Raw genomic sequence first — 25,463 nt, forward strand, 5'->3', positions numbered from 1 at the left:
CCGGAGTCGGCTTTCCGCGGGATTTTCTTGATTGGGCCTGCAGTGTAAAGGATCGCGGCAGGTTCCCGGAGACACTTCATGATCCACAGCATGACCGGTTTCGCTGCGCAGACGCGGGACCTTGGGCCGGTGAGCCTGCATATCGAACTGCGCAGCGTCAATTCGCGCTATCTCGATCTGTTTTTCCGCATCGGCGACGAGCTGCGCCAGGCCGAGCCGGCGCTGCGCGAGCGGATCACGGCGAAACTCACGCGCGGCAAGGTCGAATGCCGTCTCAACCTGCAGACGAACGGCGCCGCCCCGCGCAAACTCGCCCTGAACACCGCGCTGCTCGACCAGCTGCGCGACGCCGAACAGCTCGTGCGCGAACGCCTGCCGCAGGCCGGGTGCCTGTCCGTCAATGAAGTGCTGCGCTGGCCCGGCATGCTCGCCGACGACGGCGTGAGCTTCGAGCAGCTGCAGCCGGCGCTGATGGAACTCGCACAGGCCGCGCTCGACGAGCTCGCCGCGACGCGCCGGCGCGAAGGCGACAAGCTCGCCGCGATGATCCGCGAGAGGCTCGCCCGCCTGCGCGAACTGGTCGCTCAGGCCGAGCCTCGCGTGCCGGTGATCGTCGCCGAATACCAGGAGCGCCTCGCGACGCGGCTGCGCGACGCGGTCGCCGCGCTCGACGAGGACCGCATCCGCCAGGAAGTCGCGCTGTTCGCGCAGCGCATCGACGTCGCCGAGGAGCTGTCGCGCCTCAGTACGCATCTCGACGAAGTCGAACGCATCCTCGCCGCGGGCGGCGCCGCGGGAAAACGGCTCGACTTCCTGATGCAGGAGCTGAACCGCGAAGCAAACACCCTGGCCTCGAAATCCGCCGCCACCGACGTCACCGGCATCGCGATGGAAATGAAAGTGCTGATCGAGCAGATGCGGGAGCAGGTGCAGAACATCGAGTAGCGTTTCGCATAGCTTCATCCCGTCGCAAAAACCAATAAGGCCCGCGCAGTTAGCGGGCTTTGTTGTATCTGAGCGCATCACGTCATATCATGGAATCGCGGTCTAGGCGTGTACCCAAACGTGCACCCAAAGCTGGTAATGGCCGAAAAGTTGGGTACACACGAGGTGATGACATGAGCAAGCTGACGGACGTTCAAATTCGCAACTGGATCAAGGCCGGCGACCGCTTCGAGGGGCGAGGGGATGGTGGCGGGCTGTACCTGCGTTTCCGCGCTGCGGATGCGGTGCCGTCCTGGCTGTTCCGGTATCGCCTCATGGGCAAGCAGCGCGTCATGGTGATCGGCAACTACACCAATCTGTCACTGGCGGACGCACGCAAGGAGGCGAAGCGGCTGTCGGCTCAGGCCGCACTCGGTCACGACGTGGCAGGGCAGAAGCAGGAGCGCAAGGCCGAAGCTGTCGCCAAGATCGAAGCCGAGGCGCGCAAGGTGACGGTTGCTGATCTGGCTGACGACTACTTTCAGCGGATGATTGCCGGACGATGGAAGCACCCCAACATTGTGCGCAGCAGGATCGAAAAGGACATCAAGCCAGCTATCGGCAAGATGAAGGTGGAATCAGTACGTCCTGCCGACATAGACGCCATGTTGCAGACTGTCGTGAAGCGTGGCGCACCGACCATTGCAAACGACGTGCTGCGCTGGGTGCGGCGCATGTTCGACTACGCGATCAAGCGGCACCTGTGTGAGTACAACCCCGCCGGGGCGTTCGATCTGGCGGACGCTGGCGGCAAGGAAGATGCGCGCGACCGGGCGCTGTCGAGGTCGGAACTGGTCGCATTCTTCGAGGCGATGCGCAGCGCCAAGGGGTTTTCAGTGGAAAACGAACTGGCGGTGAAGCTCTTGCTGTTGCTCGCCGTGCGGAAGCAGGAACTAACGGCGGCGCGCTGGGACGAGTTCGACCTGGACGCGGCTGTGTGGCACCTGCCAGCCGAACGCACCAAGACCGGGGCGGCAATCTCGATCCCCCTGCCTACGGTGGCTGTCGGATGGCTGCGCGACCTTCACCGGCTGGCCTGCGGTTCTGCATATGTGTTTCCTGCTCGCAAGATGCAGCACCGGATGATTCCCCACATCCATGAGAACACGCTGAATGTCGCGCTCTCCAAGGTGAAGCACGGACTCGACCCCTTCACGATTCACGATCTGCGGCGCACGGCGCGGACGCACCTTGCTGGGCTGGGTGTGCCTCCCCACGTTGCCGAGAAGGTGCTGAACCACAAGCTGAAGGGCGTGGAAGGCCGGTATGACCGATATGACTACTTCGAGGAACGAAAGGGTGCGCTGAACCAGTGGGCGGCGCTGATCGGGCAGTTGGAGCAAGGCGGCGCGGACGTGATCCCGATCCACGAGAAGCGGGCCGGTGGGAAGGGGTGATGCCTGTGGGTAAGTCTGTGCGAAACATGTGGATTATTTTTTGCTGTATGGGCTGAGGCGACCGTTACAATACGCCTTGAGTGCTGTTGATACGGTATTCGATTTCAAATTCTTACCCTGGAAGCAAACGATGCTGTTACTCACTACGACCCGTGATGCCTTTCTCGCGCCACTTCAATCCGTGATCGGTAATAGATGCCGTTCGCTACCGTCTTTTTGCCATGGCCTCCTGAACTCCGGGACTCACATCCGCAACGAAACCAACCTGACCGGCGGCGAAAACGTTGGCGGAAAAACGGCTGTACCTACTGCACCGGACGCCGCGAGCGATGATGACGGCGGCGGCGATCCCGACCCCGAGCCAGAGCGACGACACCCTCGCACCCGCAAGACCCGCAACACTTCTACCGCTGGCAGTCCTGCCGCCCCCCGCGCGCACGTCCCTGGCGCGCTCCAAAACTTCGATGCACTTCCCGACGCTGCGCATGTGCGCCTGCCAGTCGTCTGTGGCCTCTTCGCCTGCTCGCCTGCGACTGCATGGCGGCGAGCCAAAGCCGGAACCCTCCCCGCACCTGTAAAGCTCTCCGACCGCGTTACCGCGTGGCGTGTCGGTGATCTGCGCGCGGCGCTTGCCGACATTCGAGCATAGGGAGGCGCGACCATGACAACCAAACGCCACATGCGCGGCGGGGATGCGCACGTCCAAAAAGAAGCGGCCCACACCCCGAGGGATGCAGGCCGACAAACAACTGACTCCGGGAATTCTACCAACCCTGACCCGGTAGCGGGCTGGTACGCGCTCGGCAAGCCTGCGCGCATGAAGCGCCAGCAAAAGCGCACCTGGCGGCGCAGGGGCGGCGGCGCGATCAGCGCTGATCTGGTGGCGCTGCTGATCCTCGCGGCGGTGGCGGCGCTGCTGCTCGCGGAGGTGTGGCTGTGAACGCGCGCGACATCATCGAAGCCTTCCGCGATGCGATGCACGAAAGCCGAATCGTTCCGCCTGCGGTGATCGAGGCGGACGGGCTGCTGCATCGCTTTCACGTCGAGGGCGACCGGCGCGGCACGCTCAACGGCTGGTATTCGCTGCATCTGGATGGCCGGGCGGCGGGCGTGTTCGGCAACTGGAAAACCGGGCTGCGCTCGACGTGGGTGGCGGACGGCAAGCGCATGAGCGACACCGAGCGCGAGGCGTTCGCCAAGCTGATCGAGGCGGCGAAGATCAAGGCGCAAGCCGAGCGGCGGGCGGAACACGAGGCGCGGGCTATCGAGGCGCGGGCCGAATGGGATGCTGCGGCACCGGCTGACCCAGCGCACCCGTACCTGACCAGGAAGGGCGTGAAGCCGCACAACCTGCGCCAGCGTGGCGGGCTGCTGATCGTTCCTCTGTTCGATGCTTTTGGGCTGCTGTGGAACGTGCAGCGCATCCAGGCGGACGGCGGCAAGCGGTTCAAGCCGGGCCGGGCCGGTGGCCTGTTCTCTCCGATTGGCGACTTCACCAACCCGGCAATCATCGTGATCTGCGAGGGATGGGCGACCGGCGCAACGCTGCACGAAGAAACCGGGCACCCGGTGCTGTGCGCGATGAACGCGGGCAGCCTGCTGCCAGTGGCGACGGCGGCGCGTTCCGCCTGGGCTGGTGCTGAACTGGTGATCTGCGCGGACAACGACCGCCAGACCGAAGGCAATCCGGGCGTGACGTATGCAACCGCTGCGGCGAAGGCGACCGGGGCGAAGCTGATCGTTCCCGAGTTCCCCGAGGGCGTGGCGGGTTCCGACTTCAACGACTTGGCGGCGATCCGTCGGAAAGGGGCGCGTCATGGCGAATGACCTGCTCGATACCGCGACCGCTGATCTTTTCGGCGCAGACGTGGCAGACGTTCCGCTGATCGAGGCGAACCCCGCGCCAATACTGGCCGGAACGGCAGAACGTGAAGAACGTGAACTCAATAGCTCGCTGAAAAATGTTTCTGGCCTGGGGGCGGCTGAGGGCGCTGAGGCTGATTGCGCATTGCTTCATCCGTTTGGCGACGTTCCAGACGTTCCAGACGTTCCGCCCAATAACGGCGCGGGTTCTAGCGGAACGGCAGGCGGAACGGCAGACGTTCCAGGCGTTCCGGCGCTGGCCGATCTGATCGAGGCCGCGACCGCTGGCGAGGGTGGCGACACCGAGGAAACGGCGGTTCCGTCCGTGCCAGAGGATGAACGCCCCTGCTTCAAGGTGTATGACGACTGGACGCTGCTCGACACCGGGCGAAGGCTGAGGCCGGGCGTGTGGCTGCACGGCATGAGCAAGCCGAAGAAGGAGGAAATGCCGGTTCCCGTCGACACCTGGGTATGCGGGCCGCTGCATATCGAGGCGCAGACCTTCGACGGCGGAGAAAACAACTTCGGGCGGCTGCTCCGCTTCAAGAACACGGCGGGCCGCTGGCGTTCGTGGGCGATGCCGATGGAACTGCTGAAGGGCGACGGTTCCGACCTGCGCGGCGAACTGCTGGCGATGGGGCTGGAACTTGATCCGTTTGCACGCCAGAACCTAGCGCGCTACCTGCAAGAGCGCACGCCGAAAAAGCGCATCCGGTGCGCGCTGCAAGTCGGATGGTGCGGCAGTGTGTTCGTGCTGCCTGATGCGGTGATCGGGCCGAACGCGGCGGGCGTGATCTTCCAGAGCGGCGAACGCTCGCACGACGAGCATGGGCAGGCCGGAACGCTCGACGGGTGGCAAGCCGAGATCGCGGCGCGGGCGGTGGAGAATCCCCTGTTCCTGCTGGCGCTGTCGGCGGCGTTCGCCGGGCCGCTGCTCAAGCGCACCAATACCGAGGGCGGCGGGTTGCATTTCGTGGGCGATTCCTCGACCGGCAAGACGACGATTCTGGAAGCCGCGTGTTCCGTGTGGGGCGGGCCTGGGTATCGGCGGAGCTGGCGGGCGACCGCGAACGGGATGGAGGGCGCGGCGGCGCTGCTCAATGACTGCCTGCTGGCGCTAGACGAAATCAGCGAATGCGATCCCCGCGAGGTGGGCGCAATCGTCTACAGCCTGGGCAACGGGCGCGGGAAGCAGCGGGCGAGCCGAACGGGCGCGGCGCGATCCGTGACCCGGTGGCAGGCGTTCATCGTGTCGACGGGCGAGCGCACCATCGGCACGACGATGATGGAAGGCGGGCAACGCACGAAGGCCGGGCAGGCTGTGCGGCTGCTCGACATTCCTGCGGCGCGGCGCTTCGGCTGCTTCGATGAACTGCACGGCATGGCAACCGGCACCGCGCTGTCGGATGCGATCAAGCGGGCGGCGACTCAACATCATGGCCGGGCCGGGCGGGCGTTCCTCGAACGGCTGACGCACGACGAGCGCGACATGGCCGGGCGGCTCGAACGCTTCAAGGCGCTGCCTGCCTTCAATCCGCCAGAGGCCGAAGGGCAGGACAAGCGAGCGGCATCCCGCTTTGCACTGCTGGCGCTGGCGGGCGAACTGGCGACCGAGTACGGCATCACCGGCTGGCCGGAACAGGCGGCGCTCGACGCTGCGGTGATCGGGTTCCAGGCGTGGCGAGCCATGCGCGGCGGCGGCAACGACGAGCGGCGGCAAATCCTCGACAAGCTGGCCGGATTCCTCGAACGGCATGGGGATAGCCGGTTCTCCGACTGGACGGCAGACGGCGCGGCGATCCGTGACCGGGCGGGCTGGTGGAAGCCTGACGATGCGGGCGGGCGGCTGTACCTGTTCAATGCGGACGGGCTGCGCGAGGCGCTGAAGGGCTTCGACTTCAAGCGGGCGCTCGACGTGCTGGAATCCTGCGGCGTGATCCCCAAAGCGAGCGCGACGGGCGAACGCTCGAAAACAGAGAACGTCGGCGGGCGCAAGGTACGCGTCTATCCCGTCCGTGCCGACGCGCTGCATGGGGTGGGCAATGGGGCTTGATGACCTGCTCGCCAGACTGGAACGGGCCGCTGGAACGGCTGGAACGGCAGACGTTCCCGCAGACGTTCCAGCAAATCCCTTGCAAACACTGGGCGGAACGGCTGGAACGGCTGGAACGGCAGAAAAAGGCAAAGGCGGGGGCGATTCCAGCGAAACGCTGCCGAGCGACACCGCGCCGCCCATCCGGGCAGCGCGCTGGCTGCTGCACTACGCCGACCGCGAGCCGCTTGAAGTGTGGTTCGCGCCCGCTGCCGACCATGCCGAGGCACTGGTGGCCTATCCCGATGCTGTGGCGGCTGAACCGCTGGCCGAAGTACGCACGCAAGTACGCAACGAGGTACGCACGGAAACGACGGCGCGGGGCTGCTCGACTTGCCGACACCGCAAGAGGCCGGGCCTGTCGGCGGGCTACTGCGGCGGCGGGCGTGACGATCTTCCTGCCGCGTATGGACTGCATCACCCGCTGCGCAAGCTACCCGACGACCAGGGCGCGAGCTGCGCCAGCTACAAGACCTTCGAGGACTGACCATGCAAAAGACCTTCCCCCCTGAGTTCTCCGCGCTGATGGCGCAGTACCACGCTACCGCTGCTGGCCTGGGTGACGATCACCCGATCACGCGGCGGCTGTGGTTGATGGTGGTGCACACCGCGCCTTCGTGGTTCGTGGATGAAATGTCCGCGATGGCGAAGGACATGGGCCTGATCCCTGAGCCGTGCGCGTGCGACGACGACGGCCAGAGGTTCTACAGCCCCGATGCGCTGGCGGCGAAGCTGGGCATCCCCGCAGACGAGGTGCAGCAGCACATGGATGTGCTCAGGGCCGATGCGGCAGCGATGGGCCTGCCTGATGCGATCCTGGCGAAGGATGCGACCGAGTTGAATCGGCTGCACTGATCGAGGACGACGCCATGACCAGGAAGAAAACGCCACCAACCCCGAAGCCGAGGAAGGCGATCCATTGCCGAGCCGACGACGACCCCGAGGTGACACACCGCAACTATGCTCAGGCGATCATCGCGCCCGAAGTGGGCGCGTTTCGCATCGTGTCGGCGTGCGAGCAACCGGGCCTCAAGGATCAACTCGATACCCCTGCCATGATCCGGCTGCTGAAAGATCGCGGCGAGGCGGTCAATCAGGGCGACATGACCCACGCCGAACAGATGCTTGCGGCTCAGGCGACGGCGCTTCAAACGCTGTTCGTGCGGCTCTCCGAACGGGCGATGGAGCAAGGGCACACGCCGAACATCGAAGCCTTCATGCGGCTGGCACTGCGTGCGCAATCGCAGAGCCGGGCAACGCTGGAAACCCTGGCGACGATCAAGAATCCGCCGATGATCTTCGCCAAACAGGCGAACGTCACGACGGGGCCGCAGCAGATCAACAACGGAACCGTCGCGGGATCGTGCGCGCGGGAAAACGAAACCGAGCAAAGCAAACTATTCGAGGTCGAGAATGGGCAACGGCTGGACACCCGAGCGCCGGGCGCGACAATCCGAACTGATCCGGCAATGGCGACCGTGGGAACAATCGACGGGACCGCGAACCGCTGAAGGCAAGGCGCAGGTATCGCGCAACGCTTTCAAGGGCGGCTGGCGCGATCAACTGCGGGCGCTGGGGCGGGCGCTACAGGCGCAAGAGCAAGCCCGGCGGGACGCGCGCTGCGACGGGGGGAGGGCTGAAAGTCCGGCGCTTCAAGCTGGGAAACCGACCGGTATCAATCGTGAGAGCGCTAACCTGAAATAGCCGAGGACGCGAACCGGCACGCCGGCACGGCGCGGAACTGTTTACCAAGGTGGTTACCACGAAGACCAGGGTACGCAGCTAAGCAGTTACGCAAAGAGGTACGCATGCAAAGCGGGTTTCCATGGTCGCGGTTACCACATCGGTTTCCACGAACACCCGGTATCCGTGCGCGCTGCTTGGCACAATCTGGCCTATGGACTCAAGACGTGAAAATGTGTGCACCCATGCGTGTACCCACCACTGATCCACATTGAGAGAAGCCCAGTAGCGGCGCGGGTTTCACGGCTAACTCAATATTCAGGTGCAATTGAATGAGGTTGCGGGGTCGCAGCACGTCGCAATAATCGATAAAGCCCGCGCTGTTAGCGGGCTTTATGATTTCCGGTAGCAGTACGTCATATGAGCTCGGAAAGCTTTGCGAAGCTATGAGAACTCCTGGAAAGGAAGTGTTGTATTGCAAGACCTGACCCCATGTGTGGACCCATGTGTGTGCCATGTGTGTGTGACCCCATGTGTGTGGGCCGGCGTCCAGGCACCCGTTTTCAACGGGGCAGGACGAAGGCGGCCCGGCTGTAGCAACTATGTAACACGGTGTTGCGAAACTGCTCTTCCTGATTTCGTTCCTTTCATCCGACCAAGGAGAAACCATGAAGGCCAAGTTCATCGCCCTGGCGCTCGCGGGCGCCGTTTCCACGCCGCTGCTGGCGCAGTCCAACGTCACCGTGTATGGCGTCGCCGACACCTACTTCGGCTACGGCAAGTATGACGACAACACCTTCACCGGGGTCAACAGCGGCGGCCTGTCGGGCTCGCGCCTGGGCTTCAAGGGCAGTGAAGACCTCGGCAACGGCCTGAAGGCGCTGTTTGTCCTCGAATACGCGCTGAATCTTGACAAGAACGAAGGCGTCGGCACCAGCGGCGCGCGCCAGCAGTTCGTCGGCCTGCAGGGCGGCCTCGGCTTCCTCGGCTTCGGTCGCCAGTACGCGCCCGGTTATTTCGTGAACAAATACGACGCCACCGCCGGCTCCAGCGCGCTCAGCCCGCAGATCCAGCTCGCCAAGGCGGCCAAGTCGACGATCGACGCCGGCAGCGGCTCGCGCTTCGACAATTCGATCAATTACAAGTCGCCCAGCTTCGGCGGCCTGAGCGTGAACGCCATCTACAGCTTCAACGAGACGAACCAGGACGACGACCGCCGCAGCAACGACAAGCTCGGCCTCGGCCTCGAATACAAGGGCGGCCCGCTCGCCGCCGGCCTGACCTTCCAGCAGATCGAAGGCGGCGACGACCGCAAGGACCAGAAGGAATGGATGCTCGGTGCCGCCTATGACTTCGGCGTGGTGAAAGTGCTCGGCTCCTACCAGCAAGTCAAGGACGTCATCGGCAAAGCAGGCAACACCGACAAGCTCTTCCAGATCGGCGCCGTCGTCCCCGCCGGCACCGGCAAGGTCCATGTCGCCTGGGGTAAGCTCGACGCCGACCAGGGCAGCGACTACGACGTCAAGTCCTGGGTGCTGGCCTACACTTACCCGATGTCCAAGCGCACCACGCTGTATACCGGCTTCCTGCGCAACGACAACGGCAGCCTGACGAGCCAGACCAACCTCGCTAGCAATACGGTCGACGGCAGCAAGATCACGGGCGAAGACAGCGACAACTTCGTCGCCGGCCTGCGCCACACGTTCTGACGCCGACTGCCACCCCGGATGGGCGCCCTGGCGCCCGTTTTTCGATAGAGCCGCACGGATCTGTGCACAGATCTGGGGTCAGGTCTTGCAATAGCGCATCCTCCTCTGTCATAGTGCTGCCATGGCACGTCCCTTGAGACTCGAACTCTCCGGAGGTCTTTACCACGTCACCTCGCGCGGCGATGGCAGGGATGATATTTACCTGTCGGAGGAGGACCGGGAAATCTGGCTGGCGGTGCTGGGGCAGGTGTGCAAGCGCTTCAACTGGGTGTGCCACGCCTGGTGCCAGATGACCAATCACTACCATCTGGTGATTGAGACGCCGGAGGCGAATCTCGCCGCGGGGATGCGCCAACTCAATGGCGTTTATACGCAACGATTCAATCGCTTGCATGGGCGGGTAGGACATGTGTTCCAGGGCCGATACAAGGCTATTCTGGTCGAGCGTGACAGCTACCTGCTCGAACTCGCGCGGTACGTGGTGCTGAACCCGCTGCGCGCCGGGATGGTCAGGGAACCCGAAAGCTGGCGATGGAGCAGCTACCTTTCCACGTGCGGGTTGGCGCCGGCGCCCGAGTGGCTGCGGACCGACTGGGTACTCGCGCAATTCGGACGGCGGCGTGTCAGCGCGATTCGCAAGTACGTTCAGTTCGTGCACCAGGGTGCGCGGCTGCCGAGTATATGGACGCAGTTGCGCGGGCAGATTTACTTGGGCTCGGAAGCTTTTGTGGCCCAGATGCATACGCAACTGGAGCAGAGGCCGTCACTGGATGAAATCCCGCGTGCGCAAAGGCGGGGGGCGCCTCAGCCGCTGACGGATTTTGAGTCGCGCTATGGGCGCCGCGAAGCGATGGCCCGTGCGTACCTGTCGGGCCAGCATACGATGGCGGCGATCGCAGAGCATTTTGGCGTGCACTACTCCACCGTGAGCAGAATGGTGCGAAGCCATGAAAATTCCGGGAAGAGGTGATCTTGCATTGCAAGACCTGACCCTATGGTCCCTCTGTTGACCCTATGGCCCCTCTCGACCCTATGGCCCCTCTGAGAGACTTCGACATGATGCTGTCCCGCCTCACGCTGGGCGTCGCGATCCTTGCCGCCTTGGTGCTGTTCATGTCCGGCTCGGGCACGCGCTTCGGGCTGTGGCCGTTTCAGACCGGCTTCCTGCTGCTGAAATGGGCCGCGTATTTCGGGCTCGCGGCGGCCGCGGTTGCGCTCGTCGGTCTGCTCGCGCCGAAGCTGCGCGCCGGACGGGGCCTCTGGTTCGCTGCCACGCTCACGCTCGGCCTCGCCGTCGCGGCCGTGCCGGCGTACTGGATGCAGGCGGCCGGCAAGGTGCCGCCGATTCACGACCTCAGCACGGACCTCGACAATCCGCCGGCTTTCGCCGCGGTGTTGGCGCAGCGGGGCGACGCGTCGAACCCGCCCGAGCATGGCGGCCCGGCAATTGCCGAGGCGCAGCGCCGCGCCTATCCGGACATCCGGCCGCTGGTGCTGTCGCTGCCGCCCGCGCAAGCGTTCGCGCGCGCATTGCGGGCAGCGCGCGCGATGGGTTGGGAGATCGTCGCGCAGGATGCTGCCGCGGGACGGATCGAAGCGACGGCGACGACGCTGTGGTTCGGCTTCAGGGACGATGTCGTCGTGCGTGTCGCGCCGACGGACGGCGGCAGCCGCATCGACGTCCGCTCGGCGTCGCGCGTCGGCGTCAGCGACGTCGGCGCCAACGCGAAGCGGATCCGTGCCTATCTGGCGAAGCTCGCCGACTCCGCCGATTGATGTTCAGCAGCCGGAGAGACACTTCGCGTCGGCGTCGAACGTCATCGTCCGGCCGCTCAGCGGCACGCGCATCGGCACCGTCACGGCCTTGCCGAACTGCGCGGTGCGCGTCTCCGGCAGCAACTGGCCGTTCCGCGTCGCCGCCTCGTTGGCGTGCGACGCGATCACCGCGTTCGGCTTGACCATTTCGTTGATGACATAAGCCGCTTCGGCCGGGCCCGTCGTGAAGGTGCCGCCGATATTGATCACCGCGAGCTTCGCGTTGTAGAAGCGCCGCACGACGAGATCCTGCTCGGCGGTCACGCCGGTGTCGCCGGACAGGTACGCGACGAGGCTGTTCGAGAACTTCAGCACGTAGCCGCCGGGCGGGCCGACGTAAGCGGTCAGTCCGGCGGCTTTCAGCGCTTCGGCGTGGCCGTCGTCGAGAAACGCCGGGTCGAGGCCGTTGCTGTGCACCGCCGGCACGCTGGCAATGGCGACCCCGCCGACTTTTGCGCTGCCGCCGAAGCGCAGCAGCTGGACCTGCTTCGGGTCGCCGCCCGCCGCCTTGAGACGGGCCGCGAGGAAGCCGTGCATCTCGCCGCCGACGACCAGTTTCGCTTTCTTGCCGACGACGATGTTCACAGTGTTGGAATTCGGCGTCACCTTCACCGAGGCATCCGGTTTGCCGCATTCTCCCGCGTTCGCCGCCGGCGTGTGGGCGTCGCCGAGATGGTCGCCATGCACATGCGTCAGCAGCACCGCGTCGATCTGCCCGAGGCGCGGGTCGTCTGCGCCGCGCACGGTGCGCCCGGGGTCGTAGAGGATGCGGGTACCGTCGGGGTCCTCGAAGACCATCGCGCGGTCGAGTGCGCAGAATTCGCCGTCGTGGCTTCCGAGCGGGGTGACCTTGACGGTTGCGCCCTCCGCAGCGGGCGTGGCCGCAGTGGCCGGCGCGGCTGCCGCGATTGCTGCGAACGCGAGCGCGAAAGCTGTCGTTTTCATTCTTTTCCCTCCGTGGGGGCGGCCGGCGGCGCGAGTCCGCACGGTCAGGCGCCGTCGACGCCGGAAAACCTTTCCGAAGCTTAGACCACCGGCCGGCATCCAGCCCGCCGGGGCGGCGCAAGTGCGAACGGGGCGGAGGTCGCCGGCCTGTCGGCGGGGCGCGATGGCGCTGACGCTCGCGCTGCGCTATCCGGCGCTTTTCGCCGCCGTCGGCACGCACTCCGGCGCCGTGCTGCACAGCGTGTCGTCGGCGCTGCAGGCCCGGGCGAGCGGCCTAAGGAGCGTGGCGTTTTTCGGGGCGACGGTGCGGCGGGCCGTTCGCCGCGTCGACATGTTGGCGGTGGTACACCGGTGTGGCGCTCACCACGCCGGGGATTTCCCGTATCCAGCCGACCAGTCCCAGAGTGTCGGAGAAGCGCGTGCAGTCGCTGATCACGGCGAGCTTGCCCGCCGCCGGGTTGATCGTGCAGATGTCCAGCTCGGGCACCGCTGCGATTGCCCGGGCAACCTCCGCGGTCCGTTCGGGCTGCGTCTCGACGAGGATCCCCGGAACATGGGCCGGGGAATCGTCGGCAACCAGGGGTGAAGAACCCTCCGCCGCGGAGCCGTATCGTGCGCCGAAGCTCCTGAAAAGGAAGTGGAGCGCGACCGGCAGCAACGCGAGCGCCGGGTCGACGACGATGCCGAGAAAAGCGCCCGCCAGCGCGAGAAGAATCAGGCGCGGGAGCTGATGCTGCCTCTTCCATCGGGAACTCGATCGTGCATCCATTGCTATTGCTCCAGAACAGGGCTTGCTGCACAGAAGCGGGAGCCATGTGGAGGATACAGCTTAATGGGTATTCGATATGTCAACAACAAGTAGATTCATTCAGTGACGGAATGCCGTTGAGAGTGCCTCGGGGCAGATCCACCAGCTGGAATCACGCTGCGGGGGAGTCAAAAAACCCTGTCGCCGGAGCTGCGCGGCGATAGCGGCATGCCTGCGCTTTTGCACTCCACATGCACTTTGATCGGCGCGCGCCCGCAGGATTCCTCAGCCCGCCGTTTCTTCGGCAGGTGGTTCCACGCCACCGCTGCGCAGGATTCAGGAGCCGGCGGGATCCACCCGCGCGCCTTTTTCGGTCAGCAGCGCGCGAAGAATCGAGCGATGGCAGTGCGATTCGTCGGCGCAATAGCAGCCGACGGAAAAATTCGCGTGGTGCGACAGGGCCGCGAGCACGTCGAGCGAGCGGCTGTTGTCCGGCGTCGCCATCTCGGCGCGGTAGTGCCTGGCGAAAGCCTGCCAGTCGGCGGATGTGCTGGCGTGTTGCGCCATCTTCATCGTCGCTACGCTCGGTGCGAGGTTCGGATACCAGACGTCGTACCAGTCGCGCGACGCGAACTCGGTTTTCCGCACGCCGCGCGGAGGCCGGCGCACGGTCCCGATGCGCAACCCTTCGTCTGCGGCTCGCGGCGTGCCGAGCCGCACGATACGAACGACCATTACTGCTCCTCGCGTGTTGCCGCGGGAATATCCGCGGTGCCCGGCGCGGCCTGCGGCGAGCTTCACAGTTCCTTATAGACGAGCCTGACTTCGTCGGCACCATGCACCCGTTCGAGGCGGCGCACGGTGAAGTGGCCGCGGGCCATGTCCTGGAAGTGGTCGATGAACAAAGTGTTGATCAGCGCCCCGCCGACCGCGCCAACGACCGGTACGGCTTGTGCCGCGACTTTCTGCGACACGGTGATCGAAAAACGCGATGCGACCTGGGTGATGAGCTGCACGATCGCCGGCGCGCCGCGGGCGATCGCGCCCTGCTGCGTGGCGTATCGCGCCGCCTCGGAGACAGCTTTCGCCATCGCCGCGCGCGCCGCGAAGTATCCCGTCTCCGCGGCGTCGTCATGGCCGGATTTCCCGCCCAGCGCCAGCACCTGGACGCACTGCAGGCGCGCTTCGGCCGAACCGAGGTCTTCGCCTTCGCTGCGCGCGATCTCGGCGATCGAGCGCAGCATGATCGTCGTCGACAGCGGCAGCTCGATCGCCAGCGCCGCGAGGCCGAATGCGCCGCCCGCCGCGCCGGTCGTCCCCACCGCGAGCTTGTGCCAGCGGTTCGACGTCGTCTCGGCCCGTTCGGGGTCCAGTGTGCGCAATGCGACGTCGAGCGCGGCCTCGATCGCCTTGCGCGTGGCGTTCATCACCGCCGCGTTCCAGCTCTTCGGCAGCATTCCGAAGCCGCGCTCGATCGGCGACCCGACGACGTCGCTGATGCGCGCGGCCAGCCCGGGGTTCTCGAGCAGCGCGCGCGCGCGGCGCAGGTCTTCGATGTCTGCAGCGGTCAGTCCCATGCGTGGCTCCGGTATCGAACGTCAGAGGTGCGGCGGGGAAGACGGTTCCCTCCCGGACCTCCGCGCGGGCGCCGCGCGTTGCGTCGGTCTGCGCGGCGGTTTATCTTCGCAGGCTTTGCTGTTTCCCGATACGAGCCCGAGGATGCCGATGAAACCCGTGCAACCACCCCGCCGCGGAAGCGTCCGCGCCGGCGCTGCGGACTGCCGCGCATGAGCGTGCAGCTCGAACTCGGGCTGCGTGACGTCGCCGCGCTCGGCCAGGTGTTCACGCCGGAGCCGGTCGTGCAGGCGATGCTCGCGCTGCGGCGCAATCGCGGCCGCGTGCTCGAGCCGGCGTGCGGCGACGGCGCGTTCCTGCGCCACTTGCCCGGCGCAGTGGGCATCGAGTTCGACCGCGCGCATTGCCCGCCCGGCGCGCTGAACGAGGATTTCTTCGCCTATCCGGTCGTCGAGTGCTTCGACACCATCATCGGCAATCCGCCCTACGTGCGCTTCCAGGACATTCCGCCGGCGACGCGACGGCTGCTGCACGCGGAACATTTCGACGGGCGCTCGAACCTGTACCTGTTCTTCATCGAGAAGTGCGTGCGCCATCTTGCGCCGGGCGGCGAGCTGATCTTCATCACGCCGCGCGACTTCCTCAAGGGGACCTCCGCCGTGAAGCTCAACCGGCTGCTGTTCGCCGCCGGCACGATCACCGAGGCGATCGAACTGGGCGACGCGCGGGTGTTCGACGACGCGGTGCCGAACTGCCTGATCTGGCGCTTCGAGAAGGACTGCTTCGCGCGCGGCATGCGCTACGCGCAGATCGGTGTCGCCGACCGCCTTGCCGCGGCACTCGCCGCGCCGCGCTGGGAGGTTCGCCACCTGATCGAATGCGCCGGGCACCTGATGTTTGCGCGCGGCGACTATCCGCTGCGGCTGTCGGACGTCGCGTTCGTCAAGGTCGGCGCGGTGTCGGGCGCGGACGACCTGTATGCGGGCGCGGCGGGCGCGAACCGCGATTTCGTCTGCTCGGCGACGGTCAGGACCGGCGAGACGCGGCGCATGCTGTGGATCGCGCCGGGCGAACCGCCGCCGCCGGCGCTGCTCGCGCACAAGGCGCGGCTGATCGCGCGCCGCGTCCAGCCTTTCGACGAGTCGAACTGGTGGCACTGGGGGCGCGGCTACCATCAGTCGGAGCAGCCGCGGGTGTACATCAATGGCCGCACGCGCACGCCGCGGCCGTTCTTCCTGCACGAATGCCGCCATTACGACGGCGCGGTGCTGGCGGTTTTCCCGCGCCGCGCGGACATCGATATCGCCGCCTTCCGCGATGCGCTGAACGACGTCGACTGGGCCGATCTGGGCTTCGTCTGCGATGGCCGCTTCCTCTTTTCGCAGCGCAGCCTCGAGAACGCGCCGCTGCCGGAGCACTTCCGGGCCTTCGCCGCGGTCTGAGTGGTGTGGGAGCGCGCTACTCCGGCTGGTGTAATATTGGTTGCAATTCACTTGCCGCGGCACGTCCGCCTGCGGACTTTCCCGAGAAAATCTCATGGTTCCTCATCTGACTACCGCGCTGACCGGCCCGCTTTTGGAACTGGAAAAGCGATTCCTCGACCACGCGACGGAAATCGAGCGCTGGATGCGCGTGCAGTGGCAGGACCACCTGCCGCCGTTCTACGGCTCGACGGATCTGCGCAACTCCGGTTTCAAGCTCGCGCCGGTGGACCTGAACCTGTTCCCGGGCGGCTTCAACAACCTCAACGACGCCTTCATGCCGCTGTGCGTGCAGGCGGCGCAGGCGGCGATCGAGCGCATCTGCCCCGATGCGCGGCAACTGCTGCTGATCCCGGAAAACCACACGCGCAACCAGTTCTACCTGCAGAACGTCGCCAAGCTGGTGTCGGTGCTGCAACTCACCGGGCTCGACGTGCGCCTCGGCTCGCTGCTGCCCGAGATCACTGCCCCGACGACGCTGGAGCTGGCGAACGGCAGCACGCTGACGCTCGAGCCGCTGGAACGGCGTGGCGCGCGCCTCGGCCTCGCCGATTTCGAGCCGTGCGCGGTGCTGCTGAACAACGACCTGTCGGGCGGCGTGCCGCCGATCCTCAAGGGACTCGACGACCAGTGGCTGATCCCGCCGCTGCATGCGGGCTGGCACGTGCGCCGCAAGTCGATCCACGCTGCCGTCTATGACCGCGTCGCGCGCGATTTCGCCGCAGTCATCGGCATCGACCCGTGGCGCATCAACCCCGAATTCGGCGTGTGCAGCCAGATCGACTTCCACGAACGCACCGGCGAGGAACGCCTTGCCGACGAGGTCGACGCGCTGCTCGCGCGCATCCGCGAGAAATACCGTGAATACGAAGTCACCGAGACGCCGTTCGTCGTCGTCAAGGCCGATGCCGGCACTTACGGCATGGGCGTCATGACGGTGCGGGACGCGTCCGAAGTGCGCGGCCTGAACCGCCGCCAGCGCAACAAGATGAGCGTCGTCAAGGAAGGCCTCGAAGTGCACGAGGTCATCATCCAGGAAGGCGTGCATACTTTCGAGACCGTCGACGATGCGGTCGCCGAGCCGGTCGTCTACATGATGGACCACTACGTCGTGGGCGGCTTCTACCGCGTGCACACCGAGCGTGCGCGCGACGAGAACCTCAACGCGCCGGGCATGCACTTCAAGCCGCTGGCGTTCGAGACCTGCTGCTCGCTGCCCGACTGCCGCCAAGGCCCGGACGCGGCGCCGAACCGCTTCTACGCGTACGGCGTCGTCGCCCGGCTCGCGCTGCTCGCGGCCTCGATCGAGATCGAGGAAACGATGCCGGCCGAAGCCGAACTGGCGGCGTGAATGAACCATCCCGATCGGATTCCCGGCGAGCGCCCGGCGCCTGAGCCCAAAGTGCGGCCGTCGCGCCCGCTGAACCTTGCCTTCATCCTCGACCCGCTGCACGGCCTCAAGGCCTACAAGGATTCGAGCATCGCGATGATGCGCGAGGCCGCGGCGCGCGGTCACCGCGTATCGGCGATCCAGCGCGAGGCGCTGACGTGGCGCGAGGGCGTGGTCGCCGCGCGCAGCCACGCGATCCACACCCGTGCCGACGAGCGCGGCTGGTACGAAGCGGGCGACGAGGCGTCGCTGCCGCTCACCGCGTTCGACGCGGTCGTGATGCGCCAGGACCCGCCGTTCGACTTCGAATACATCGCCGCGTCGTGGCTGCTCGAACGCGCGGTGGCGGGCGGGGCGCGCGTGTTCAACGATCCGCGCGCGATCCGCGACCATTCGGAGAAGATCGCGATCACCGAATTCCCGCAGTTCACCGCGACGACGCTGGTCGCGCGCGACGCCGCCGATATCGACGCGTTCATCGACGAGCTCGGCGACGTGATCCTCAAGCCGCTCGACGGCATGGGCGGCAGCCAGATTTTTCGCGTGACTGCTTCCGATCCGAACCGCAACGTCATCGTCGAGACGCTGACGCACGAAGGCGCGCGCACCATCATGGCGCAGCGCTTCCTGCCGGCGATCGCCGACGGCGACAAGCGGGTGCTGATCATCGGCGGCGAAGTCGTGCCCTATGCGCTCGCGCGCATTCCGAAACCCGGCGAGACGCGCGGCAACCTCGCCGCCGGCGGGCGCGGCGTGGCGATGCCGCTGACCGGCCGCGAGCGCGAGATCGCCGAATTCCTTGCGCCGGTCCTGTGGCAGCGTGGCCTGATGGTCGTCGGCCTCGACGTCATCGGCGGCCACCTTACCGAGATCAACGTCACGAGCCCGACGTGCTTCGTCGAGATCGCCGCGCAGACCGGTTTCCCGGTCGCCGGGCTGTTCGTCGACAAGCTCGAACAGGCCTGCGCCTGATGCGCCGGTGGCACGCGCTTGGCCGCCTCGGCGCGGCTTGGGTCGCCCTGTGGTGCGTCGTGCTCCTCGGCGCGTGCACGCAGCCGCAGCTCTTCCACCAGGAAGCCTATGTGTTCGGCACGCGCGTCGATCTCACCGTATACGGCGAACCGCACGAGGCCGCGGCGGAGGCGATGGGCGCGGTGCTGCAGGAGTTCGACCGCCTGCACCGCGCCTACCACGCGTGGCAGCCTTCCGAACTGACGGCGCTGAACGAGGCCATCGCGCGCAGCGAGGCCGCTACGGTGTCCGACGAGCTCGCCGCGATGCTGACCGACGCGCAACGCCTGTCGGCAGCCGGCGACGGGCTGTTCAACCCGGCGATGGGCGCGCTGATCGGCCTGTGGGGATTCCACGGCGACGAATTCGCGCCGCGCCTGCCCGATGCGGCCGCGCTGGGCACGGTGCTCGAAGCGCGGCCGCGCATGTCGGACCTCGTCATCACCGGCAATCGCGTCGAGAGCCGCAATCCGGTCGTGCAGCTCGATCTGGGCGGTTACGCGAAAGGCTACGCACTCGACCGCGCAGTCGCGATCCTGCGCGACAAGGGCATCGACAACGCGCTCGTCAATATCGGCGGCAATGTCATGGCGCTCGGCAAGAAAGGCGATGCGCCGTGGCGCCTCGGACTGCAGCATCCGCGCGAGCCGCAACCGCTCGCGACACTGCCACTGTACGACGGCGAGGCGATCGGGACGTCGGGCGACTATCAGCGCTATTTCGAACTCGAGGGGCGACGTTATTCGCATCTGCTCGATCCGCGCACCGGCATGCCCGCGACCGGCAGCCAGTCGCTGACGGTGCTGGTCACGCCGCGCGAGGACGCCGGCACGCTGTCGGACGCGGCGAGCAAGCCCGCCTTCATCGCTGGCGACGACTGGCGTGAATACACACGTCGCTACGACATCGACCACGCGTTGCGCGTCACCGCGGACGGCCGCATCGAAGTCACCCGTGCGCTGCGCGCCCGCCTCCAGTTCCCCTCCGGCACGCCGGAAGTCACCGTCGTCGATTAGGTTGACCATGCCCCCTCGCCCGCATCTAGATCGCTTTGCCATGGGATTGATGGTGCTGCTGTGCACCGTGTGGGGATTGCAGCAGGTCGCGATCAAGCTTGCCAACGCCGGCATTTCGCCAGTATGGCAGGCCGGGCTGCGCTCGCTCGGCGCAACGGCGCTGGTGTGGGCGTGGGCGAGCGCGCGCGGCGTGAAGCTGTGGTCGGCAGACGGTACGCTCGCGCCGGGCCTCATCGCCGGTCTGCTGTTCGCCGGCGAGTTCGCGCTGATCTTCTGGGCGCTCGAATTCACGACCGCGTCGCGCGGCGTGATTTTCCTGTACACCGCGCCGTTCTTCGTCGCGCTCGGCGCGGTGTGGCTGCTGCCGCACGAGCACATGCGCCGCGCGCAGTGGGCTGGCATGGCACTGGCGTTCGCCGGCGTGCTGGCGCTGTTCGGTGAAAGCCTGCTGCTGGCGTCCGGTCGCGCCTGGATCGGCGACCTGATGATGCTGCTCGCCGCGAGCATGTGGGCCGCGACGACGCTGACCGTCAAGGTCAGCCCGCTGATCCGCGTGCCGGCCGAAAAGACGCTGCTGTATCAATTGGGCGTCTCGGCGCTGGTGCTGCCGCTGCTGTCGCTCGCGTTCGGCGAGCCCGGCGTGTTCGCGCCGACGGCGATGGTGTGGGCGAGCCTCGCATTCCAGACCGTTGTCGTCGCCGCCGCGAGCTACGTCGCATGGTTCTGGCTGATCAGCCAGTATCCGGCGACGCGCTTGTCGTCGTTCTCGTTCCTGACGCCGGTGATGGGCGTGCTCGCCGGCGGCATCCTGCTCGGCGAGGCGCTGACGCCGGCGGTGTTCGCCGCGCTCGCGCTCGTCGGCGCCGGCATCTGGATCGCGAATCGCCCGTCGCCGGCGCGCTGAGCGCCACGCCTGCAGCGCGGCCTCAGGCCGTTGCCGCGCCTTCTGCGCGCAGCCACTCGGCAAAGCGCGCAACCTCCGGGCGCGGCGCCCCCGGTGCGGTGACGAGCCAGAAGCCGCGGCGCGCAATCTCGCGCGGGCTGCCGCCGACGCACTGCAGACGGCTGTCGGCGAGCAACTGGTCGAGCAGCTGGGCGCGGCCGATCGCGATGCCCTGGCCGGCGACCGCCGCCTGGATCAGCTGGTCGTAGTGGTTGAATACCAGCACCGCGCGCGGCCGGATGTGCTCCAGTCCCATCGCCGCCAGCCAGTCGCTCCAGCGCAGCCAGGGATAGCGCGGATCGTCGAAGTCGAGCAGCACGGTGTCGGGGAGCGTCGTGGCGTCGAGCGGGCGCGCGGCCAGCACCGGGCTTGCGACCGGCACGACCGACTCGCCGAACAGGTGCTCGGCGCCGGCCGGCGCGTCGCGGTCGGCGCAATAGCGCACGGCCAGATCGACGCCTTCGCGCCCCAGCTCGAACACCCGGTTGCTGGCCGCGACGCGCACGTCGATGTCGGGGTAGCGCGCCTGGAAACGCGACAGCCGCGGCACCAGCCACAGCGCCGAAATGCCGATGGTGGCAGTCACCGTCACCGGCCGCGGGCCGCGCGCGCGCAGCGCGTCGGCGAGTGCGGCATAGTCGTCCAGCCAGCCTTGCGCAGCGCGCGCGAGCCGGGCGCCCTCGGCGGTCAGCGCCAGAGTGCGCACGCCGCGCACGAATAGCCGCACTCCCAAGGCGTCCTCCAGTGCCTGCACCTGCCGGCTGATTGCTGACTGGGTCAGGAACAGTTCCTCTGCGGCGCGCGTGAAGCTCAGGTGCCGCGCGGCGGCGACGAAGCCGCGCAGCGGATCGAGCGGCAGGAGTCGGCGGAGTGGGTTATGCATGATTTCTGCGCATCCGAACGATGCGCCTTTTCCGTTTGCAGGGCCATGATGTACTGACAATACTGCAGTCACGGCGGTACGGATAGATGCACGACGTGCATCCGAAATCGCCGTCACGGGAGTTCCTCATGAACATGCCTACGCAAATCACCAGGCTGGCCCTCGGGCCGCGCGAAACGATGGTTCTCGACCACGCGCAGGGTGTGGAAGTGATCGCGCGCCAGGGCTGCGTATGGCTGACCCAGCATGGCGACAGCCGCGACATCGTGCTCGATCAGGGCCAGTCATTCACGCTGGAAAGCGCCGCGGGCGTCGTCATGACGACGTCGCGCGGTGCGGAACTGATCCTGCGCGCGGCGCAGCCGGGGAGCGTGGCAGCAGCGCGAGCGGGCTGGCTGCGGCGGCTCGCGGGCTGGCTCGATCCGCGCGCGGGCAGCCGCGTGTGCGCCGCGCTCGAGGGGCGCGTGCGCATGCACCGCGTGGCCTGATCCGGGACATCCGCGCTCCGGATCGGCTACATTGACTTATCAACCGTTCAACGAACTGGAGTGCGACCCCATGTCGAGTCCGAAGATGGAGTTCTGGTACGAGTTCGCCAGCTCGTATTCCTACCTGTCAGTGATGCGCATCGAGAGGCTCGCGACCGATGCCGGCGTCGACGTGCAGTGGCGGCCCTTCCTGCTCGGGCCGGTGTTCCTCGCGATGGGCTGGAACGATTCGCCGTTCAACATCTATCCCCCCAAGGGACGCTACATGTGGCGCGATCTGGCACGGCTGGCGGACAAATACGACCTGCCCTTCCGCCTGCCCACCCGTTTCCCGCGCAGCGGCGTGCTCGCCGCGCGCGTCGCGCTGCTGGGGGTCGAGCCCGGGTGGGTGGCCCCGTTTTCGCGCAAGGTGATGCTCGCGAATTTTGCCGAGGACCGCGAGATCGGCGAGGCGGACGTGATCAGCGGGATTCTCTCCGATCTCGGTCTGCCGGCGCGGGAGCTGCTCGCCGCCGCGGTCGCGGATGATAACAAGCTTGCGCTGCGCCGCCAGACCGAGCGCGCGGCCGAACTGGGGCTGTTCGGCGCGCCCAGCTTTCGTATCGGCGATGAGATGTTCTGGGGCAACGACCGCCTGGAGGACGCGCTCGCGTGGGCGCAGCGCACGACCGCCTGAGGTCGCGCGCGACGACTTACTTGCCGTCGCGGGCCTTTTCCTGCTCGCGCTTGCGGATCCGTTCGTCGTAGCGCGCGCGGTCGCGGGCCGCGTCTTCGGCCCGTTTCGCGGCCTCCGCTTCGGCTTTTGCGCGTTCGCGCGCTTTTTCCGCGTCTTGCTCGCGTTGCCGGTCACGGGCGGTGGCGGCATCGCGGGCAGCCTGCGCGTCGCGTTCCCGTCGCGTGGCCTCGGCGGCAGAATCGGGCGCGATCTGCGTGTCGGCCGACGGCGGCGCGGCAGGTGGCGGCGCGACCGGCAGCGGAGCCGGTGCTCCCGACGGCGGCGCGGGCGGCATCGTGCCGCGCAACGCGGCCTGGCGCTGTTTTTCGGCGAGTTCGAGCCGGCTCGCCTCGGCTTCGATCGTGCGCGCCTTGCGGATCGTCTCGAGGCGCGCTTCCTTCGCCTTGGCGATGCAGCGATTGACGAGAAAACGTTCGTAGCACGCCGGTTCGGCGCGACGCAGCGCGTCGTCGGCCTGTTCGCGCAGCGCCTTGGCTTCGTCGCGCAGACGGGCAGCGTGCTCGAGATCGGCTTCGGCGGCGCCCGTGGTCGCGGCCGCGACGGCGAGCAGCAACGGCAGCAGGCGAGGGATCATCGGCATTGGGCAGCAGTCGATTGGGGGGATGCGTAGAATAACGCCTTTGCCCGAAGATGCGCTGACGTGATCCAGTTCCGCAACCTGCGCCTCGCCCGAGGCGCCAAAATCCTCGTCGATGCGGTTTCGCTGCAGATCCACCCCGGCTGGCGGGTCGGTCTGACCGGCGCGAACGGCACCGGCAAGTCGAGCCTGTTCGCGCTCTTGCGCGGCGAATTGCACCAGGACCAGGGCGATCTCGACATCCCCGCCGGCTGGCAGATCGCGCACGTCGCGCAGGAAACCCCGGCGCTGGCGAAAGCCGCGATCGAGTACGTGCTCGATGGCGACGTCGAACTGCGCACCATCGAGGCGCAGCTCGCCGCGGCCGAAGCCGCGCACGACGATGTCCATGAGAGTACTCATGGCGAAGGCCACATTGGTGCTCACATTGGTGCTCATATTGGTGACCTCCACGCCCGGCTGCACGAGATCGGCGGCTACGCGGCGCGCGCCCGCGCCGCGGCGTTGCTCGACGGCCTCGGCTTTCTGCCGGGTGAGGCCGACCGCCCGGTGTCGGACTTCTCCGGCGGCTGGCGCATGCGGCTGAACCTCGCGCAGGCGCTGATGTGCCGCTCCGACCTGTTGCTCCTCGACGAGCCGACCAACCACCTCGACCTCGACGCGGTGCTGTGGCTCGAACAGTGGCTGCGCGACTACCGCGGCACGCTGGTGCTGATCTCGCACGACCGCGAGTTCCTCGACGCCTGCGTCACGCACATCGCGCACATCGAGTCGCAGCGCCTGACGCTGTATTCCGGCGGCTACTCCGACTTCGAGCGCCAGCGCGCCGAGCGCCTGTCGCAGCAGCAGTCGCTGTTCATCAAGCAGCAGCGCGAGATCGCGCACATCGAGGACTACATCCGCCGCTTTCGCGCGAAGGCGACGAAGGCGCGCCAGGCGCAGAGCCGCATCAAGGCGCTCGAACGCATGGAGCGCATCGCCGCCGCGCATATCGACACGCCGTTCAGCTTCAGCTTCCGCGACGGCCCGCCGGCGCCCGATCCGCTGCTGCAGGTCGAGGACGGCGTCGTGCGCTACGGCGAGCGCACCGTGCTCGGCGGCATCCGCCTGACGCTGCGCCCGGGCGAGCGCATCGGCCTGCTGGGGCGTAACGGCGCCGGCAAATCGACGCTGATCAAGCTGCTCGCCGGCCAGCTGCCGCTCGCCGCCGGCAGCCGCAGCGAAGGCAAGGGCTTGGCAATCGGCTATTTCGCGCAGCACCAGCTCGAAACGCTGCGCCCGGACGAGTCGCCGCTGCAGCATCTGACGCGCCTCGACCCGCGCACGCGCGAGCAGGAGCTGCGCGACTACCTCGGCGGCTTCGACTTCCGCGGCGACATCAACGCAACCGGCACCGGCGCCGGCACGCCGTGCGGCAGCTTCTCGGGCGGCGAGAAGTCGCGCCTCGCGCTCGCGCTGATGATCTGGCAGCGGCCGAACCTGATGCTGCTCGACGAGCCGACGAACCACCTCGACCTCGAGATGCGCCACGCGCTGACGCTCGCGCTGCAGGACTACGAAGGGGGCATGGTGCTGGTGTCGCACGACCGGGCGCTGCTGCGCGCGACCTGCGACCGCTTCCTGCTCGTCGACGCCGGCCGCATCCAGCCCTTCGACGGCGACCTCGACGACTACCGCGACTGGCTTGCCGAGCGTCGCGCGCAGGCGAGCGAAGCGGCGAAATGCCCGGACCGCAGCGCCGACAAGGCAGCGCGCAAGGCCGACCGCGAACAGTCCGCGGCCGAGCGCCAGGCGCGCCTCGCCGCGCGCCGTCCGCTGGTCAAGGAACTCGAACAGCTCGAAAAGAAGCTCGCCGGCTGGCACGGCGAGAAGAAGCTCCTCGACGCGCACCTCGCCGACCCGGCGCTCTACAGCGGCGCCGAAGCCGGCCAGCTGCAGACGCTGCTCAAGCGCCAGGCGGAACTCGCCGGCTGGGTCGACGACGCCGAGCTGCGCTGGCTCGAAATCTCGGAGCAACTCGAAGCGATGCAGGCTGATTGAGTACGCCGAAGCGCTTCTGGCGTCTGCCCGCGCCTGCGGCTTTGCGCATACAGTAGCGATTCGAACGCCCGTTCCGGGCGGGTTGCG

The 25,463-nt window shown here is 67.1% G+C and carries 25 protein-coding genes and 1 pseudogene; 20 read left to right on the forward strand and 6 right to left on the reverse strand.

What is annotated here, in order from left to right:
- Positions 1-78: 78 nt before the first annotated feature.
- From pbN1_RS10205 to pbN1_RS10255, 11 genes are all read left to right on the forward strand, one after another.
- On the forward strand, positions 79-945 hold the full coding sequence (locus tag pbN1_RS10205; protein ID WP_169202477.1) for a YicC/YloC family endoribonuclease: 867 nt from the start codon (positions 79-81) through the stop codon (positions 943-945).
- A gap of 173 nt (positions 946-1,118) precedes the next feature.
- The gene (locus pbN1_RS10210; RefSeq protein WP_169202478.1) at positions 1,119-2,381 is read left to right on the forward strand and encodes a tyrosine-type recombinase/integrase; all 1,263 of its coding nucleotides are present in this window, start codon (positions 1,119-1,121) and stop codon (positions 2,379-2,381) included.
- Positions 2,382-3,042: 661 nt separating this feature from the next.
- Positions 3,043-3,321 carry a hypothetical protein gene (locus pbN1_RS10215; protein ID WP_169202479.1) on the forward strand — a complete coding sequence of 93 codons (279 nt, stop codon included), beginning with the start codon at positions 3,043-3,045 and terminating at the stop codon, positions 3,319-3,321.
- The gene (locus pbN1_RS10220) at positions 3,318-4,208 is read left to right on the forward strand and encodes a toprim domain-containing protein (protein ID WP_169202480.1); all 891 of its coding nucleotides are present in this window, start codon (positions 3,318-3,320) and stop codon (positions 4,206-4,208) included. The genes pbN1_RS10215 and pbN1_RS10220 overlap by 4 nt, the downstream gene beginning before the upstream one ends.
- The gene (locus tag pbN1_RS10225) at positions 4,198-6,297 is read left to right on the forward strand and encodes a DUF927 domain-containing protein (protein ID WP_244857236.1); all 2,100 of its coding nucleotides are present in this window, start codon (positions 4,198-4,200) and stop codon (positions 6,295-6,297) included. Before pbN1_RS10220 ends, pbN1_RS10225 begins: the two co-directional genes overlap by 11 nt.
- Positions 6,287-6,823, forward strand: a complete 537-nt coding sequence (locus pbN1_RS10230) for a hypothetical protein (RefSeq protein WP_169202481.1) — start codon at positions 6,287-6,289, stop codon at positions 6,821-6,823. The genes pbN1_RS10225 and pbN1_RS10230 overlap by 11 nt, the downstream gene beginning before the upstream one ends.
- Before the next feature lie 2 nt (positions 6,824-6,825).
- Entirely contained in the window at positions 6,826-7,191 is a 366-nt protein-coding gene (locus pbN1_RS10235) for a hypothetical protein (RefSeq protein ID WP_169202482.1), read from the forward strand.
- Between the two features lie 14 nt (positions 7,192-7,205).
- The gene (locus pbN1_RS10240) at positions 7,206-7,847 is read left to right on the forward strand and encodes a hypothetical protein (RefSeq protein ID WP_169202483.1); all 642 of its coding nucleotides are present in this window, start codon (positions 7,206-7,208) and stop codon (positions 7,845-7,847) included.
- Between the two features lie 840 nt (positions 7,848-8,687).
- Entirely contained in the window at positions 8,688-9,728 is a 1,041-nt protein-coding gene (locus pbN1_RS10245; RefSeq protein ID WP_169202484.1) for a porin, read from the forward strand.
- Positions 9,729-9,861: 133 nt separating this feature from the next.
- Entirely contained in the window at positions 9,862-10,698 is an 837-nt protein-coding gene (locus tag pbN1_RS10250) for a transposase (protein WP_244857237.1), read from the forward strand.
- An 86-nt stretch (positions 10,699-10,784) separates the two neighbouring features.
- On the forward strand, positions 10,785-11,504 hold the full coding sequence (locus tag pbN1_RS10255; protein ID WP_169202486.1) for a DUF1499 domain-containing protein: 720 nt from the start codon (positions 10,785-10,787) through the stop codon (positions 11,502-11,504).
- A 3-nt stretch (positions 11,505-11,507) separates the two neighbouring features.
- Here the strand turns inward: pbN1_RS10255 and pbN1_RS10260 are convergent, their stop codons facing one another.
- Positions 11,508-12,488 carry an MBL fold metallo-hydrolase gene (locus pbN1_RS10260; RefSeq protein ID WP_169202487.1) on the reverse strand — a complete coding sequence of 327 codons (981 nt, stop codon included), beginning with the start codon at positions 12,486-12,488 and terminating at the stop codon, positions 11,508-11,510.
- Positions 12,489-12,651: 163 nt separating this feature from the next.
- Here pbN1_RS10260 and pbN1_RS20785 point away from each other — a divergent pair.
- A pseudogene (locus pbN1_RS20785) lies at positions 12,652-12,735 on the forward strand (hypothetical protein); the annotation flags it as partial.
- Between the two features lie 27 nt (positions 12,736-12,762).
- Here pbN1_RS20785 and pbN1_RS10265 read toward each other — a convergent pair.
- The 3 genes from pbN1_RS10265 to pbN1_RS10275 form a co-directional block, all read right to left on the reverse strand.
- Positions 12,763-13,257, reverse strand: a complete 495-nt coding sequence (locus tag pbN1_RS10265; protein WP_169202488.1) for a chaperone NapD — start codon at positions 13,255-13,257, stop codon at positions 12,763-12,765.
- A gap of 315 nt (positions 13,258-13,572) precedes the next feature.
- The gene (locus pbN1_RS10270) at positions 13,573-13,971 is read right to left on the reverse strand and encodes a DUF488 domain-containing protein (protein ID WP_169202489.1); all 399 of its coding nucleotides are present in this window, start codon (positions 13,969-13,971) and stop codon (positions 13,573-13,575) included.
- A gap of 62 nt (positions 13,972-14,033) precedes the next feature.
- Positions 14,034-14,813 carry an EcsC family protein gene (locus pbN1_RS10275; RefSeq protein ID WP_169202490.1) on the reverse strand — a complete coding sequence of 260 codons (780 nt, stop codon included), beginning with the start codon at positions 14,811-14,813 and terminating at the stop codon, positions 14,034-14,036.
- A 210-nt stretch (positions 14,814-15,023) separates the two neighbouring features.
- On the opposite strand from pbN1_RS10275, the gene pbN1_RS10280 reads away from it, so the two are divergent.
- The 5 genes from pbN1_RS10280 to pbN1_RS10300 all read left to right on the forward strand — a co-directional run bounded on the left by pbN1_RS10280 (position 15,024) and on the right by pbN1_RS10300 (position 20,613).
- On the forward strand, positions 15,024-16,253 hold the full coding sequence (locus pbN1_RS10280; RefSeq protein WP_169202491.1) for an Eco57I restriction-modification methylase domain-containing protein: 1,230 nt from the start codon (positions 15,024-15,026) through the stop codon (positions 16,251-16,253).
- Positions 16,254-16,347: 94 nt separating this feature from the next.
- Positions 16,348-17,643, forward strand: coding sequence for a glutamate--cysteine ligase (gshA, locus tag pbN1_RS10285; protein ID WP_169202492.1), 1,296 nt, complete (start codon positions 16,348-16,350; stop codon positions 17,641-17,643).
- Complete coding sequence (gene gshB / locus pbN1_RS10290) at positions 17,644-18,654, forward strand: glutathione synthase (RefSeq protein ID WP_169202493.1); 1,011 nt, start codon at positions 17,644-17,646, stop codon at positions 18,652-18,654. It begins immediately after the preceding gene.
- Positions 18,654-19,709, forward strand: coding sequence for an FAD:protein FMN transferase (locus pbN1_RS10295; protein WP_169202494.1), 1,056 nt, complete (start codon positions 18,654-18,656; stop codon positions 19,707-19,709). Before gshB ends, pbN1_RS10295 begins: the two co-directional genes overlap by 1 nt.
- A gap of 7 nt (positions 19,710-19,716) precedes the next feature.
- Positions 19,717-20,613 carry a DMT family transporter gene (locus tag pbN1_RS10300; protein ID WP_169202495.1) on the forward strand — a complete coding sequence of 299 codons (897 nt, stop codon included), beginning with the start codon at positions 19,717-19,719 and terminating at the stop codon, positions 20,611-20,613.
- 22 nt (positions 20,614-20,635) lie between these two features.
- Here pbN1_RS10300 and pbN1_RS10305 read toward each other — a convergent pair whose 3' ends face one another.
- Positions 20,636-21,535, reverse strand: a complete 900-nt coding sequence (locus tag pbN1_RS10305) for a LysR substrate-binding domain-containing protein (RefSeq protein WP_169202496.1) — start codon at positions 21,533-21,535, stop codon at positions 20,636-20,638.
- Between the two features lie 128 nt (positions 21,536-21,663).
- On the opposite strand from pbN1_RS10305, the gene pbN1_RS10310 reads away from it, so the two are divergent.
- Both pbN1_RS10310 and pbN1_RS10315 read left to right on the forward strand, forming a co-directional pair.
- On the forward strand, positions 21,664-22,023 hold the full coding sequence (locus tag pbN1_RS10310) for a DUF2917 domain-containing protein (protein ID WP_169202497.1): 360 nt from the start codon (positions 21,664-21,666) through the stop codon (positions 22,021-22,023).
- Positions 22,024-22,093: 70 nt separating this feature from the next.
- Positions 22,094-22,699 (forward strand): 2-hydroxychromene-2-carboxylate isomerase, encoded by a 606-nt coding sequence (locus pbN1_RS10315; RefSeq protein WP_169202498.1) that lies wholly within the window; start codon positions 22,094-22,096, stop codon positions 22,697-22,699.
- 16 nt (positions 22,700-22,715) lie between these two features.
- Here pbN1_RS10315 and pbN1_RS10320 read toward each other — a convergent pair whose 3' ends face one another.
- The gene (locus pbN1_RS10320) at positions 22,716-23,339 is read right to left on the reverse strand and encodes a hypothetical protein (protein WP_169202499.1); all 624 of its coding nucleotides are present in this window, start codon (positions 23,337-23,339) and stop codon (positions 22,716-22,718) included.
- A 60-nt stretch (positions 23,340-23,399) separates the two neighbouring features.
- On the opposite strand from pbN1_RS10320, the gene pbN1_RS10325 reads away from it, so the two are divergent.
- Entirely contained in the window at positions 23,400-25,376 is a 1,977-nt protein-coding gene (locus pbN1_RS10325; protein WP_169202500.1) for an ATP-binding cassette domain-containing protein, read from the forward strand.
- Positions 25,377-25,463 lie beyond the last annotated feature (87 nt).

It is taken from the genome of Aromatoleum bremense (genome assembly GCF_017894365.1).
Lineage (GTDB): Bacteria > Pseudomonadota > Gammaproteobacteria > Burkholderiales > Rhodocyclaceae > Aromatoleum > Aromatoleum bremense.

Coding starts and splice junctions, on each gene's coding strand:
- pbN1_RS10205 (WP_169202477.1), top strand. CDS start 79: ATGATCCACAGCATGACCGGTTTCGCTGCGCAGACGCGGGACCTTGGG.
- pbN1_RS10210 (WP_169202478.1), top strand. CDS start 1,119: ATGAGCAAGCTGACGGACGTTCAAATTCGCAACTGGATCAAGGCCGGC.
- pbN1_RS10215 (WP_169202479.1), top strand. CDS start 3,043: ATGACAACCAAACGCCACATGCGCGGCGGGGATGCGCACGTCCAAAAA.
- pbN1_RS10225 (WP_244857236.1), top strand. CDS start 4,198: ATGGCGAATGACCTGCTCGATACCGCGACCGCTGATCTTTTCGGCGCA.
- pbN1_RS10230 (WP_169202481.1), top strand. CDS start 6,287: ATGGGGCTTGATGACCTGCTCGCCAGACTGGAACGGGCCGCTGGAACG.
- pbN1_RS10235 (WP_169202482.1), top strand. CDS start 6,826: ATGCAAAAGACCTTCCCCCCTGAGTTCTCCGCGCTGATGGCGCAGTAC.
- pbN1_RS10240 (WP_169202483.1), top strand. CDS start 7,206: ATGACCAGGAAGAAAACGCCACCAACCCCGAAGCCGAGGAAGGCGATC.
- pbN1_RS10245 (WP_169202484.1), top strand. CDS start 8,688: ATGAAGGCCAAGTTCATCGCCCTGGCGCTCGCGGGCGCCGTTTCCACG.
- pbN1_RS10255 (WP_169202486.1), top strand. CDS start 10,785: ATGATGCTGTCCCGCCTCACGCTGGGCGTCGCGATCCTTGCCGCCTTG.
- pbN1_RS10260 (WP_169202487.1), bottom strand. CDS start 12,488: ATGAAAACGACAGCTTTCGCGCTCGCGTTCGCAGCAATCGCGGCAGCC.
- pbN1_RS10265 (WP_169202488.1), bottom strand. CDS start 13,257: ATGGATGCACGATCGAGTTCCCGATGGAAGAGGCAGCATCAGCTCCCG.
- pbN1_RS10270 (WP_169202489.1), bottom strand. CDS start 13,971: ATGGTCGTTCGTATCGTGCGGCTCGGCACGCCGCGAGCCGCAGACGAA.
- pbN1_RS10275 (WP_169202490.1), bottom strand. CDS start 14,813: ATGGGACTGACCGCTGCAGACATCGAAGACCTGCGCCGCGCGCGCGCG.
- pbN1_RS10280 (WP_169202491.1), top strand. CDS start 15,024: ATGAGCGTGCAGCTCGAACTCGGGCTGCGTGACGTCGCCGCGCTCGGC.
- gshA (WP_169202492.1), top strand. CDS start 16,348: ATGGTTCCTCATCTGACTACCGCGCTGACCGGCCCGCTTTTGGAACTG.
- gshB (WP_169202493.1), top strand. CDS start 17,644: ATGAACCATCCCGATCGGATTCCCGGCGAGCGCCCGGCGCCTGAGCCC.
- pbN1_RS10295 (WP_169202494.1), top strand. CDS start 18,654: ATGCGCCGGTGGCACGCGCTTGGCCGCCTCGGCGCGGCTTGGGTCGCC.
- pbN1_RS10300 (WP_169202495.1), top strand. CDS start 19,717: ATGCCCCCTCGCCCGCATCTAGATCGCTTTGCCATGGGATTGATGGTG.
- pbN1_RS10305 (WP_169202496.1), bottom strand. CDS start 21,535: ATGCATAACCCACTCCGCCGACTCCTGCCGCTCGATCCGCTGCGCGGC.
- pbN1_RS10310 (WP_169202497.1), top strand. CDS start 21,664: ATGAACATGCCTACGCAAATCACCAGGCTGGCCCTCGGGCCGCGCGAA.
- pbN1_RS10315 (WP_169202498.1), top strand. CDS start 22,094: ATGTCGAGTCCGAAGATGGAGTTCTGGTACGAGTTCGCCAGCTCGTAT.
- pbN1_RS10320 (WP_169202499.1), bottom strand. CDS start 23,339: ATGCCGATGATCCCTCGCCTGCTGCCGTTGCTGCTCGCCGTCGCGGCC.